We start from the raw sequence: 12,242 nt of genomic DNA on the forward strand, positions 1-12,242 counted from the left end.
AAGCGTCCGGAAGAAAAAGAGGGCGGGAAAACATGAATAAAGACCATACACTTGCAAAACAGCGCCGAAAAGCGGTGCTTTTATCGATCATTCCAGGGGCCGGGCAGATCGCGAACCGTCAATTTTCAAAAGGGATTCTTTTTTTCGTCATCACAGGATTGTTTGCTTGTGAATTAGGCGTGTTCGGCATTCGCGCGCTTGCCGGCTTGATCACTTTGGGAAGCGCTCCAGGAGAAGACCACTCGCTGTTTCTGCTGATAGAAGGTACGCTGCAACTGATTGTGACGCTGATGTTTTTGATGTTTTGGGCCTTCGCGATATACGATGCACAGAAGACCGCCGCGATGAAATCGGCGGGCCTGAAGATTAACAGGACGGCCGGGGATATGATCAAAAATGCGTGGGATCAGGGGTTTCCGTATTTATTTACGCTGCCGGCCTACATCATGATGATATTTGTCATTATATTCCCGGTTTTGGTGACGCTGTTTATCGCTTTTACAAACTACGATTTTTATCATATTCCGCCCGGCAGTCTCATTGACTGGGTGGGGTTTAAAAACTTCTTGAATATATTCTTTCTCGGCTCCTACCGGGAGACATTTGCCGATGTACTCACCTGGACGGTCGTATGGACGATCTGTGCGACAACGCTGCAAATCGTTCTGGGCATCGTGACGGCGCTTATCGTCAATCAGGACTTTATTAAAGGCAAACGGGCCTTTCGAATGATTTTCTTGCTGCCGTGGGCGGTTCCGGCTTTTATTACGATTATGAGCTTTGCCAACATCTTCAACGACAGCGCAGGAGCCATGAACACGCAGGTGATACCGTTGTTGAATCATCTGCCATTTGTGGAGCTGTCCGCGATCCCGTGGAAGACCGATCCGTTTTGGACGAAGACGGCCCTCATTATGATTCAGACATGGCTTGGGTTTCCGTACATTTATGTCATGGTAACGGGCGTGCTTCAGGCGATTCCGGGCGAGCTTTACGAAGCGGCAAAAATAGACGGGGCGACTTTTATTCAGCGCTTTCGGCATATTACATTGCCGATGATTTTATTTGCGACAGCGCCCGTGATGATTACCCAGTATACCTTTAACTTCAATAATTTCTCGATCATCTACTTATTCAATGAGGGAGGTCCGGGCAGCGCGGGAGCGGGCGCGGGGTCAACCGATATTTTAATTTCCTGGATCTATAAGCTCACGACAGGCACATCGCCGCAGTACTCGGTCGCGGCTGCCGTCACGCTGTTGATTTCTTTCATTGTCATTGGTGTTTCCCTGATCGCTTTCAAGAAATCGAATGCCTTTGGCAATGAGGAGGTGATGTAGATGAAAGGGATGTTTGAAAACGCGCGGCGTGCAATGACTCTCAATAAAATCTTCACCTATTTATTTTTGATCCTTTTAAGCGTTGTGATTATCTATCCGCTGCTGATCACGGCCTCATCTGCATTTCGCGTCGGAAATGTCGCGGCTTTTCGGCTCGATTTTTCGGGCTCCTGGACTTTAGATCATTTTAGGCGGCTGTTTGAAGAAACGCTTTATCTTCATTGGTACGGCAACACACTTGTCATCGCCCTGTCGGTCATGGTGCTGCAGGTAGCCGTCGTGACGATTGCCGGCTATGCTTACAGCCGCTACCGGTTTGCCGGCAGAAAAAAAAGCCTTGTCTTCTTTTTGATCATTCAAATGGTGCCGACGATGGCGGCGCTGACCGCTTTTTATGTCCTCGCCATGCTGATAGGTGCCCTTGATCAATACTGGTTTTTAACAGCGATCTATATCGGCGGCGGGATTCCGATGAACACGTGGCTGATGAAAGGCTATTTTGATACCGTACCGAGAGAAATCGATGAAGCGGCACGGATTGACGGAGCAGGGCATCTCAGAATTTTCGCCTCGGTTGTCCTGCCGCTGGTCAAACCGATGCTTGCAGTGCAGGCGCTCTGGGCGTTTATGGGCCCGTTCGGGGACTATTTGCTGGCAAAGTTTCTGCTTCGTTCGCCGGAAAGAATGACCATCGCCGTCGGCTTGCAGTCGTTCATATCGAACCCGCAGCAGCAAAAAGTCGCCCTGTTTGCAGCCGGAGCGATCCTTGCAGCACTGCCGATCTGCGTCTTGTTCTTTTTTCTGCAAAAAAACTTTGTGTCCGGTTTGACAACCGGCGGAACGAAAGGATAGATCCATGGAGAAACATGACCGCTTCATCATCCGCTTCCTTAAAGCAGCTGCATCTCCATCCGGCGCCTGCCGCTGCAGAAGGACATTCAACTGGCTGCATATCTTGTTTCTCTTTAGTTTTTTGACGGCTTGCCTGATGGCGCCGTTCGCCATTTCGTTTGCGAAGCTCGAGCGCTTCAATGTCAGGTCTTTTTTGCCGTCAGTGATCCAAGATGTCAATGACCGCTTTGCCGAGCGGTTAAAGGGCTATCAATTGAAAAGCGGAAAGCTGACAGGAGGGGAAACCGGCTTTTATGAGGTGGAGGGACGGACATTGCTGGCGGTCGATCTGAAGCATCGGTTTAAGACAAGCGGTGAAAACGGGCATCTTCACATTAAAGGCTATGATAACGCGATCATCTTCCAGCCTGATCGCCTGATCATCAGCGATCAAAACGGCACCGGGTTTTCCGTCCGTTATGGCAAAAGGGATGTGAAAGATATGAATCTGTACGATTTGGAGAATATGATCGGCGAATTGTGGCTTGCCCAGTATAAGCCGATGATCATGCTGCTGGCATTTTCGGCGATTTTGATAAGCCGGTTGTTATTAACGGGTATTCTTGCCGGGGGTTTATGGATCACAAAACGATCAAAAATGACCGGTATTGCGTCATTCAAAGAAGCAGCCGCTCTAGCTGTGAGCTGTTCAGCCATTCCGGTATTTGCCGCAGCTTTAGCCGGCCTGATTCATTTTGACTTTATCACCGTGCTGTTGATCGATACGTGCGGCGTCATCTTGATGATCTCGCTTGCATGCGGACGCTTGTGGAAAACCCGAAATCTACACTCAGGAGGAAACCATGGCAATTCAGCGGCTATTTGAGATTGACGAATGGAAAATCAAGACAAACACATTTCAAAAGGAACATAAACGGCTCCAGGAAAGCTTGACATCTATCGCCAACGGCTATATGGGAATCAGGGGGAACTTTGAAGAAAGTTATTCAGGAGACAGCCATCAAGGCACATATATTGCAGGGGTGTGGTTTCCTGACAAAACGCGCGTCGGATGGTGGAAAAACGGCTATCCGGAATATTTCGGGAAAGTGATCAATGCGATGAATTTTATCGGCATAGACGTATATATAGACGGGGAAAAAATCGATCTCTATCAACACCCGGTCGAATCGTTTGCATTAGAACTCGATATGAAGGAAGGGATACTGCGGAGAAGCGCGGTCGTCAGCATCCGGGATAAAACTGTCAAAATCGGGTCTGAGCGGTTCTTGAGCCTTGCCGTAAAAGAGCTTTGTGCGATTCATTATGAAGCAGAGTGCCTGACCGATGAAGCTGTTATCACGCTTGTGCCTTACCTTGACGGAAACGTCGCAAATGAAGATGCCAACTACCAGGAACGGTTTTGGCAGGAAGCAGCGAAAGGGGCAGATTCCCACCGCGGCCATTTGGTAACAAAAACGATCGACAATCCGTTTGGCACGCCGCGTTTTACCGTTTCCGCCGCGATGGCAAACGTGACAAAAGGCTTTGTCAGCGAAAGCTGTAAAACGGCCGGCATGTATGCGGAGAATCGCTATAGGTATGAAACGAAGCCGGGAACGAAAGCTTCTTTAACAAAATTCGTCGCCGTGACGACTTCCCGCGATTTTCCGGAAGCAGAGCTTTTGTCAAAAGGCAGGGAGCTCTTGGCGGATATTGTTGACGGGGGCTATGAAGAAGCAAGGCGGAGGCATATCGATCAATGGAAGGAAAGGTGGGAAAAAGCGGATATCGAAATTAAAGGAGATGATGAACTCCAGCAAGGAATCCGCTACAACATCTTTCAATTATTCTCGACATACTACGGGGATGATTCGCGGCTGAATATCGGGCCAAAAGGATTTACCGGCGAAAAATACGGAGGAGCCGCGTATTGGGATACCGAGGCATATGCCGTCCCGATGTATTTGGCCACAGCCGATCCGGAGGTGACAAAAAACCTGCTGCTGTACCGCTATCACCATTTGGAGGCTGCCAAGCGAAACGCCGCCAAATTGGGGATGAAAGGGGCTCTTTACCCGATGGTGACCTTCATCGGCGACGAATGCCACAACGAATGGGAGATCACCTTTGAAGAAATTCACCGCAACGGCGCGATTTGCTACGCAATCTACAATTATATCAATTATACGGGCGACAAGGACTATATGAAAGAATACGGGATAAACGTTCTCGTGGAAGTAAGCAGATTTTGGGCCGACCGCGTCCATTTTTCGAAACGAAAAAATAAATATATGATTCACGGCGTCACAGGGCCGAACGAATACGAAAACAATGTCAACAACAACTGGTATACCAATTTGATTGCAGCCTGGACGCTTGAGTATACGCTTGAAAATCTGGCCGGCCTTCCGGCGGAAAAACATAGACAGCTAAAGGTGCGGGAAGATGAAATCGAGACATGGAAGGATATTATCGAGCGGATGTACTATCCGTACAGCGAAGAATTAAACATTTTCGTCCAGCATGATACGTTTTTGGATAAAGAGCTGCAGACGGCGGATGATTTGAATCCGGATGAACGGCCGCTTTATCAGCATTGGTCATGGGACAAAATTCTCCGCTCCAGTTTTATTAAGCAGGCCGATGTTCTTCAGGGAATGTACCTTTTGAATCACCGCTTTACATTGGAAGAAAAACGGCGCAACTTTGAGTTTTACGAACCGATGACCGTCCATGAGTCAAGCCTTTCCCCTTCTGTTCACGCAGTGCTCGCAGCCGAACTGCAAATGGAGAAAAAAGCGCTTGAACTCTATAAACGGACAGCCCGCCTTGATCTTGACAATTACAATCATGACACAGAAGAAGGGCTTCACATCACATCGATGACGGGAAGCTGGCTCGTCATCGTCCAAGGGTTTGCCGGCATGCGCGTAGCGAATGAGACGCTCTCATTTGCCCCGTTTTTGCCGGAAGAATGGAACGGGTACTCGTTTAAAATCAATTACCGCAACCGGCTGATCCGGGTTGCAGTAGCGGAAGAACGCGTCGTTTTTGACCTGTTAAAAGGGGACCCTCTGCAGATGACGGTTTATCAGAAGCCGATTCTTTTGAACGGACGATATGAAGGGAGGACGCCTGATGAGAGAATGGTGGAAGGAAGCTGTCATTTACCAAATTTACCCGCGCAGTTTCTATGACTCAAACGGAGACGGATTCGGAGATTTGCAGGGAATCATTCAAAAGCTGGATTATATCAAAACCCTGGGGGCGGATGTGATCTGGCTGAGCCCGGTGTTTGATTCTCCGCAGGATGACAACGGCTATGACATTCGCGACTACCGGCGCATATACGAAAAGTTCGGGACGAACGAAGACATGTTTCAGCTCATCGATGAAGTGCATAAGCGCGGCATGAAAATCATCATGGACCTCGTCGTCAATCATACGTCTGATGAGCATGCCTGGTTTGCCGAAAGCCGCAAGTCCAAGGACAATCCGTACCGCGATTATTATTTTTGGAGAGATCCCAAACCGGACGGCTCAGAGCCCAACAATTGGGGATCGATCTTCTCAGGATCGGCGTGGACGTTCGATGAGCAGACGGGCCAGTATTATTTGCACTACTTTTCGAAAAAACAGCCTGATCTAAATTGGGAAAACGAAGACGTCCGCCGGGAAGTGTATGATCTCATGAGGTTTTGGATGGATAAAGGCGTCGACGGCTGGCGGATGGATGTGATCGGCTCGATATCCAAATACACCGATTTTCCCAGCTATGAAACAAATGACAGCAGCAGGTACATCGTCGGCCGCTATCATTCAAACGGCCCCCGCCTTCATGAGTTTATTCAGGAGATGAATCGTGAAGTGCTGTCCCGTTACGACTGTATGACCGTCGGTGAAGCAAACGGCTCTGATATTGAAGATGCGAAAAAGTATACGGACGCTGACAGGCAGGAGCTGAATATGATCTTTACCTTTGAGCATATGGATATTGATACAGAGAGTCATTCGCCTAATGGAAAATGGCAGATCAAGCCGTTTGATCCCATTGCATTAAAAAAGACGCTGACCCGCTGGCAGACCGCGTTAATGGATGTCGGCTGGAACACCCTGTATTTTGAAAATCATGATCAGCCCAGAGTGATTTCCCGCTGGGGCAATGATGGCATCTTGCGAAAACAGTGCGCCAAAGCTTTTGCCACGGTCCTTCACGGCATGAAAGGTACGCCGTTTATCTACCAGGGAGAAGAGATCGGCATGGTCAACGGCGATTTTTCGCTTGATATGTATGATGATCTCGAAATAAAAAACGCGTATCAGGAACTGGTCGTTGAAAATCAAACGATGTCAGAAGAAGGGTTTTTAAAAGCCGCGGCGAAAAAAGGAAGGGATCATGCAAGAACGCCGATGCAATGGGATGACAAAAGGCATGCGGGATTCACGGACGGCGAGCCGTGGCTGACCGTCAACCCCCGCTATAAAGAGATCAATGTGAAAGAGTCGTTGGCTGACCAAGATTCGATTTTCTATTATTATCAAAAGCTCATTCGGCTGCGGAAACAGCACAAGGTGATCGTATATGGGGATTATCGGCTGATCCTTGAGGATGATCCGCAAATATTTTCCTATATTCGCGAATATGAAGGGGAAAAGCTGTTGGTCGCCGTCAATTTGTCGGAAGAAAAGGCAATGTTTGAAGCGCCGAAGGAACTCCTTGATGAGCCGTGGAAAATGATTTTATCAAATTATTCGCGGGACTTGGCCGGCATGCACGATATGTGCCTGCAGCCCTATGAGGCTTTTATGTACATTACATCGAAGGAAACGCGATCATGAAAGCCGTCATATTCGATTTGGACGGCGTGATCACGGATACGGCGGAATATCATTTTCTCGCCTGGAAGCGTTTAGCGGAACAACTGCATATTCCATTTGACCGCAGTTTTAACGAAAGTTTGAAAGGGATCGGCAGACAGCAATCGCTTGACAACATCCTCACACGCGGCGGTGCAGCGTCTACGTTTTCGACAGCGGAAAAGCAGGCTCTCATGCGCCAAAAAAATCAATATTACCAAAAGCTGATCGAAAATCTTGCGCCGGGGGACCTATTGCCGGGAATCGAGAAGCTTCTTAGCGAGCTGAAAGGTGAACATATCCAAATCGCTTTAGCTTCTTCCAGCCGTAATGCCCCTGCCATTTTAAAACGCTTGGGGATCTCCGGCGATTTTCAAGCCGTCGTGGACCCGGATACGATCGAAAAGGGAAAACCCGCTCCCGACATCTTTTTAACAGCCGCTGGGCTTCTCGGCGTCTCCCCGGCAGAATGTGCGGCGATAGAAGATGCTGAAGCGGGGATCGCCGCGATCAAATCAGCGGGAATGTTCGCGGTCGGGGTCGGTGATGAACGATCCATGCACGCTGCTGATCTGATCGTCAGCCGGACGTCGCAATTATCGTTTCATTTGCTGTATAGCGGGTGGAAACGCCAGCAACAGAAAGGAGCTAATCGCGCGTGAATCTGAAAAGATTCAGCTCTCCGGAAGAGTTTTTAAAAACGGTTGAACATAAGCTGTTAGAGAATGAAGCGGTCAACAATTTGCCGATCGGCATCCTTTACGGTTTGAAACGGCGGCCGGATGTTGACGCCGTTTTGCTGACGGCGGAAAACGGTGAATTTGATGAATAAGCAAAAAGCTGATGTTCATCAGCTTTTTGCTATTTTCTGATCAGCCGTTTATGAACCACTTTGATGCGATCTCCTTTGTGCACGCTGTCATATTGCTTTTTCGAAACGAGAACGGCTTTTTCGCCGCCGTGTTTTCCACTATGATGAGCCAGTACCTTTTTTCTCTTGGCTGTATGATGTCTTTCTCTCTTATCCCGACAGTTTGCAGCATGCTTTTTTGTTCAGCGGAAAACCCTTTTGAATGGGAAACCATCCAATACGGAAAGTAATAATTGAAGAAAGCCGCCCCTGCGGGATTTTGATCGATCGTGTGCTTCATGCTTCCTTTATACAGCGCAGTTGCGGGCAGCGTTTTTTGCAGGCTGTTTCTGAGAGCTGTCCCCCCGTTTTTAGACGACCTTTTCAGCAGATAGCCCTTGCTTGCGGCTTGTTTCATATAGGTGCGGGCGCTTTTATGAACAGAGCCCGCCCGGCTTTTTGAAGAGGAGCTGTGTGCCGCTGTGCTCGAAGATTTTGACGGGCTGTTGCCGCTTGCGGCCTCCGCCTGATCGGCCCCTGAAAACATGGCCAACATGAGACCCGCGGTCAGCAGCCGGAAATACTTCATCATTTACCATCACCGCTTTTTTGTTCTACCTTATCCTTCACTACGCCTTCAAGGGGCTCCTGGTCGTACTTCATATACGGCGGCCTGTAGATGAATGCTTTATCATCGCGGATCTTCATATACGGCTGCTCGATATCTTCAACATTTTCAACGTATTTTTTAAACGTTTTCGTTTTTTGTTTGCCGTTTTCCATATAGGAGACTTTCATTTCCGGGGCGCTGTCTGATTCGCTGTCGTTCACATAGTCAAACCAGACGAGGTCGTATTTTTTTATGGACTTGTCCTGGTTTACTTCCCTTGAACGCTCCTCGTTGCTGTCGTCGCATCCCGATATGAAAAGGGAAGCGACTGAGATGACCAAACTGAATAAAATAACTCTCGATTTTGTCATTTTTACCATCCTGTCTATCTATTTTTCTCTTTTTATACGATCAAAACTCATATGAGTGTCAATTTTTATATCGGACTTTTCAGTGCAAAGTATATGTAATATTTGCCGTTCAAACGTAATCAAACTGTAAAAGAGCTTGTCTCTGAAACAAGGTATAATCTGAATGTCAGAAAAAAACCCCATTCACGGAGGATATCTTTATTATGAAGAAAATACTCTTTTCATTTTTTGTTTTAGCGGCCAGTTTACTAGTTGCATTCAATTTTGGCGGTGAAGCGAGCGCTAAGACAAAAAAAGTCAGCGGCTATATTACATGGTATAATGGAGTCGGAAAAATCGGCGCTGACGGCAAAAGGCTGGGCCATTGGGATTGTGCTACAAAAATGGGCTTCGATGTTCCGAGAAAAGGAACGAAAATAAGAGCATATTCAAAAGCGAAACCGAAGAAAGCCATCACGGTATATAAATACGATGTCGGCAGACTTCCGGGCGCTGTTTTGGATGTAAGCCCAAAAGCCTTTAGAGCTTTAGGATATTCAACAAGCAAAGGCAAAGTTGCCGGACACTATACATACAAAAAATAAACAAACGGAAGCAAGAAAACAGGTTTTCTTGCTTCTTTATATTGGCGGAGAGTAAAATATGAAAAAAATTATTACGATCATTGTAGCGGCGGCAATCGTGCTGGCTGCCGGTATTTTTGCAGTCATCCATTTTTCGGCTCCGAAAAAGGAGCAAACACAGTCTGATCGTCCGGACCTACTCGTATCGATGACAGACCAAAAGCTAATGACCTCTTATTATAAAAATAACAAAGTGCTGTACAAGGAAAAAATGACGGACTATCCTGCGTCCGCATTGGACCGGAAACACAATATCCTGTATTATACGAACACGGACGAAAGCGGCGTCAAGCGCCTGATCAAGCTTGAGTTGAAAACAGGCAAAAAAACGACGCTGTATTCCGGTAAGGAGTACGTCGACGAGCTAAGCTTGTCCAAAGACGGCTCAAAGCTGTTCATGCGTTATAATCAGCCGGAAGAACGAAATTTTCATCTTGCGTCCTTTGATCTGAAAACGAAGTCCTTTACCGTGATCTATCCGAAGCTGAGTGACAAGGATGAGACCGTGAGTTTCTATCAATACGATCAAAACAGCGGCAAATCTGTCCTTCTGCATTATTCCGAGTCGGAAGACTATAAGAAAACCGATGAGGCGAACAGCAAGGGAATCGATCCGGAACCGACGAATATGCGCATTTCTTTAGCCGATGAGAAACACGAGAAGGAAATCAAAACGATCGCGAAATTTATCAATGACATTGCGATTTCGCCTGACGGAAAGACGATTGTCTTTACCGCGACAGATGCGGAAGGCGAAAAAACGGCGATCTGCGAGCTGGATCTCGAGACGAAAAAATACCAATCAATCATTGCAAACGGGCGCGATTTCACATTGATCGACTCAGCCGAGCCGCAGTTTTCAAAAGACGGGAAAACGATCTATTTCCTTGCTGAAGCAAAGGGAGCAAAGGTTTTGAAAGATGACGCGGGAAACGAAGCAAACGTGCGAACGATTTTCGCCTATGATAGGGATACAAAAAAAGTGAGCAAAGAATGGGAGCAATCAAACGGAATCATCAATGGTTTTACCGTTCTGAATTAAAGGCGGACATCAGCCGGCAGCGTCTGTTCCAGACAGCTTTGCCGGCTGATTTTTTGCGGAGGTATAAGTGTGTCCGTTTCCGGCGCCGGCTGACTGCTTGTCCCTTATTTTTTTATAGACGGACGAATAAAAGCCCTTGAACTTCGGGGAAAAAAAGAGTTTGAGGCAGAGGCGGCGGGCTGCCCGGAATATGGACAGTCCGGAGCTTAATAGTATGGGAAAGGGTATAAAGAGGTCATCATTGAAAACGGGAAAACCGCTCTTCTAAACCTGCGGTACGACCTCATCGGCAATCCGTTCCCGCCGTAAAGCTGCTTTTCTTCCGTTACTTTTTCAGGCACGTAAACGGTTGCCTCCCGCCGGCCGGCGCTTTCGAGGATGCCGTGAACCGAACGCCCGTCCTTTAATTTCAGCACGACATGGTAATGCATATACTTGCGGCAAAGGTTGTGCAAAGATCTATCATGATCATGGGGCATTGAGGTCTGAACATCTTTGGGGACGCTCATGGCTGTTTCATCTCCTTTACCATCATAATATTCACCGATTGGATGATTGTTCCAAAGGACGACAAAAAGAAAAAGCCGATTATGCAGTGTCAATCGGCTTCATTCAAACATTCTTAGCACTTCTTTCTCCGGCATTTGAAGCGGTCATCGTCATCATCGGAAAAACACTTTCTTTTTCTGCATTTGAAGCGGTCGCGGTCTTCGCTGTCGCTGTGACTGTCACTGTCATTGCCATCATCGGAAGGACGGTTCTCCGGGGGATCAAGCGCCCTCCATCCGTTGTTCCGCCTGCGTTTGTAAGGATCATAATTGTCGTACTCATCGTAGTCGTACATGTTCACAATCACCCGCCTTTTATTGGTTATGATAATTTATTACAATGGCAATGTGTTTGCCTGTGCATTTATAATGGTTTTGTATGCTTCGTAAACACCTTAAAAAATTACAAAAAGAATGAAAGGAAATAACAGGATTTTCGTACCGGAAACGCTAATTTAAATATAAAGCATGAAAGATGCGGGACTGGTATGATATAAGAGAGGAAGTTCCCGCGTAACGCGCTGATAAAAAAACTGATATTGCAGATACAAAGGAGAGTAAAAATGAAGAATAATAGAAAAAAAGAGATTATCTCATGGATCAGGACGCTTCTTATTGCGGGGGCCATCGTTGCTGCCTGCCGCTATTTTCTGTTCACCCCGTCTACCGTTTTAGGAGACTCCATGTATCCGACATTGCAAAACGGAAATATGGTCATGGTCAGTAAGATCAGCGAGATTAACCGGTTCGATAAAATCATCTTTCATGCCCCGGATGCTGACGAAGACTATGTCAAAAGAGTCATCGGCCTGCCTGGGGATTCGATCGAGATGAAAAATGACGTTCTTTATGTTAACGGAAAAGCCTATGATGAGCCGTACTTAAAGCAAAACAAAAAGGAGCTGACAGGCGGTAAACTGTTAACGGACGATTTTACGCTGAAAGAATTAACGGGCGAATCAAAAGTGCCGAAAGACAGTTTATTCGTCATGGGAGATAACCGCCAAAACAGCAGAGACAGCCGTTATTTCGGATTTATTTCAAAATCGTCTGTCGTCGGAAAAGTTGAATTTCGCTATTTTCCATTCAATGAAATCGGCGGAATCGAATAAGGAAAGAAAAGACTTCTCATCATATATGGGAGGTCTTTTTTTGTGAGCAGGCTGT

General features: G+C 47.1%; 14 protein-coding genes. 10 read left to right on the top strand and 4 right to left on the bottom strand.

Going from position 1 to position 12,242, the window contains the following annotated elements; genetic code table 11:
- The first annotated feature begins 32 nt into the window (after positions 1-32).
- The 7 genes from NSQ39_RS03925 to NSQ39_RS03955 are packed head-to-tail and all read left to right on the top strand — an operon-like array spanning position 33 to position 7,863.
- The gene (locus tag NSQ39_RS03925) at positions 33-1,340 is read left to right on the top strand and encodes a carbohydrate ABC transporter permease (RefSeq protein ID WP_175075859.1); all 1,308 of its coding nucleotides are present in this window, start codon (positions 33-35) and stop codon (positions 1,338-1,340) included.
- On the top strand, positions 1,341-2,192 hold the full coding sequence (locus NSQ39_RS03930; protein ID WP_046130473.1) for a sugar ABC transporter permease: 852 nt from the start codon (positions 1,341-1,343) through the stop codon (positions 2,190-2,192).
- Positions 2,193-2,196: 4 nt separating this feature from the next.
- The gene (locus tag NSQ39_RS03935; RefSeq protein ID WP_046130472.1) at positions 2,197-3,057 is read left to right on the top strand and encodes a DUF1189 domain-containing protein; all 861 of its coding nucleotides are present in this window, start codon (positions 2,197-2,199) and stop codon (positions 3,055-3,057) included.
- Complete coding sequence (locus NSQ39_RS03940) at positions 3,035-5,371, top strand: glycoside hydrolase family 65 protein (protein ID WP_046130471.1); 2,337 nt, start codon at positions 3,035-3,037, stop codon at positions 5,369-5,371. The genes NSQ39_RS03935 and NSQ39_RS03940 overlap by 23 nt, the downstream gene beginning before the upstream one ends.
- Positions 5,313-7,013: a glycoside hydrolase family 13 protein gene (locus NSQ39_RS03945; protein ID WP_046130470.1), complete on the top strand. Its 1,701-nt coding sequence runs from the start codon at positions 5,313-5,315 to the stop codon at positions 7,011-7,013. Before NSQ39_RS03940 ends, NSQ39_RS03945 begins: the two co-directional genes overlap by 59 nt.
- Positions 7,010-7,693 (top strand): beta-phosphoglucomutase, encoded by a 684-nt coding sequence (gene pgmB / locus NSQ39_RS03950; protein ID WP_046130469.1) that lies wholly within the window; start codon positions 7,010-7,012, stop codon positions 7,691-7,693. The genes NSQ39_RS03945 and pgmB overlap by 4 nt, the downstream gene beginning before the upstream one ends.
- Positions 7,690-7,863, top strand: coding sequence for a hypothetical protein (locus NSQ39_RS03955; protein ID WP_157759322.1), 174 nt, complete (start codon positions 7,690-7,692; stop codon positions 7,861-7,863). Before pgmB ends, NSQ39_RS03955 begins: the two co-directional genes overlap by 4 nt.
- 40 nt (positions 7,864-7,903) lie before the next feature.
- Here NSQ39_RS03955 and NSQ39_RS03960 read toward each other — a convergent pair whose 3' ends face one another.
- Together NSQ39_RS03960 and NSQ39_RS03965 are read right to left on the bottom strand one after the other, a co-directional pair.
- Positions 7,904-8,473 (bottom strand): hypothetical protein, encoded by a 570-nt coding sequence (locus tag NSQ39_RS03960; RefSeq protein ID WP_175075860.1) that lies wholly within the window; start codon positions 8,471-8,473, stop codon positions 7,904-7,906.
- The gene (locus tag NSQ39_RS03965) at positions 8,470-8,862 is read right to left on the bottom strand and encodes a hypothetical protein (RefSeq protein ID WP_175075861.1); all 393 of its coding nucleotides are present in this window, start codon (positions 8,860-8,862) and stop codon (positions 8,470-8,472) included. Before NSQ39_RS03965 ends, NSQ39_RS03960 begins: the two co-directional genes overlap by 4 nt.
- Positions 8,863-9,065: 203 nt before the next feature.
- Between NSQ39_RS03965 and NSQ39_RS03970 the strand changes: the two genes are divergently transcribed.
- Together NSQ39_RS03970 and NSQ39_RS03975 are read left to right on the top strand one after the other, a co-directional pair.
- Positions 9,066-9,446 carry an RlpA-like double-psi beta-barrel domain-containing protein gene (locus NSQ39_RS03970; RefSeq protein ID WP_046130467.1) on the top strand — a complete coding sequence of 127 codons (381 nt, stop codon included), beginning with the start codon at positions 9,066-9,068 and terminating at the stop codon, positions 9,444-9,446.
- A 58-nt stretch (positions 9,447-9,504) separates the two neighbouring features.
- A complete protein-coding gene (locus tag NSQ39_RS03975; protein ID WP_065894190.1) occupies positions 9,505-10,527 on the top strand; it encodes a TolB family protein in 1,023 nt (340 codons plus the stop codon).
- Positions 10,528-10,733: 206 nt separating this feature from the next.
- On the opposite strand, the gene NSQ39_RS03980 is transcribed toward NSQ39_RS03975, so the two are convergent.
- Positions 10,734-11,036, bottom strand: coding sequence for a hypothetical protein (locus NSQ39_RS03980; RefSeq protein ID WP_046130465.1), 303 nt, complete (start codon positions 11,034-11,036; stop codon positions 10,734-10,736).
- A gap of 113 nt (positions 11,037-11,149) precedes the next feature.
- Entirely contained in the window at positions 11,150-11,371 is a 222-nt protein-coding gene (locus NSQ39_RS03985) for a hypothetical protein (RefSeq protein WP_175075909.1), read from the bottom strand.
- Between the two features lie 267 nt (positions 11,372-11,638).
- On the opposite strand from NSQ39_RS03985, the gene lepB reads away from it, so the two are divergent.
- Entirely contained in the window at positions 11,639-12,187 is a 549-nt protein-coding gene (gene lepB / locus NSQ39_RS03990; protein ID WP_175075862.1) for a signal peptidase I, read from the top strand.
- Positions 12,188-12,242: the final 55 nt, after the last annotated feature.

Source organism: Bacillus sp. FSL W8-0848, assembly GCF_038007805.1.
In the GTDB taxonomy this organism is placed as follows: domain Bacteria; phylum Bacillota; class Bacilli; order Bacillales; family Bacillaceae; genus Bacillus; species Bacillus glycinifermentans.

Excerpts from the sequence above, each read along its gene's own strand:
- NSQ39_RS03925 (WP_175075859.1), top strand. The coding sequence starts at position 33 with ATGAATAAAGACCATACACTTGCAAAACAGCGCCGAAAAGCGGTGCTT.
- NSQ39_RS03930 (WP_046130473.1), top strand. The coding sequence starts at position 1,341 with ATGAAAGGGATGTTTGAAAACGCGCGGCGTGCAATGACTCTCAATAAA.
- NSQ39_RS03935 (WP_046130472.1), top strand. The coding sequence starts at position 2,197 with ATGGAGAAACATGACCGCTTCATCATCCGCTTCCTTAAAGCAGCTGCA.
- NSQ39_RS03940 (WP_046130471.1), top strand. The coding sequence starts at position 3,035 with ATGGCAATTCAGCGGCTATTTGAGATTGACGAATGGAAAATCAAGACA.
- NSQ39_RS03945 (WP_046130470.1), top strand. The coding sequence starts at position 5,313 with ATGAGAGAATGGTGGAAGGAAGCTGTCATTTACCAAATTTACCCGCGC.
- pgmB (WP_046130469.1), top strand. The coding sequence starts at position 7,010 with ATGAAAGCCGTCATATTCGATTTGGACGGCGTGATCACGGATACGGCG.
- NSQ39_RS03960 (WP_175075860.1), bottom strand. The coding sequence starts at position 8,473 with ATGATGAAGTATTTCCGGCTGCTGACCGCGGGTCTCATGTTGGCCATG.
- NSQ39_RS03965 (WP_175075861.1), bottom strand. The coding sequence starts at position 8,862 with ATGACAAAATCGAGAGTTATTTTATTCAGTTTGGTCATCTCAGTCGCT.
- NSQ39_RS03970 (WP_046130467.1), top strand. The coding sequence starts at position 9,066 with ATGAAGAAAATACTCTTTTCATTTTTTGTTTTAGCGGCCAGTTTACTA.
- NSQ39_RS03975 (WP_065894190.1), top strand. The coding sequence starts at position 9,505 with ATGAAAAAAATTATTACGATCATTGTAGCGGCGGCAATCGTGCTGGCT.
- NSQ39_RS03980 (WP_046130465.1), bottom strand. The coding sequence starts at position 11,036 with ATGAGCGTCCCCAAAGATGTTCAGACCTCAATGCCCCATGATCATGAT.
- NSQ39_RS03985 (WP_175075909.1), bottom strand. The coding sequence starts at position 11,371 with ATGTACGACTACGATGAGTACGACAATTATGATCCTTACAAACGCAGG.
- lepB (WP_175075862.1), top strand. The coding sequence starts at position 11,639 with ATGAAGAATAATAGAAAAAAAGAGATTATCTCATGGATCAGGACGCTT.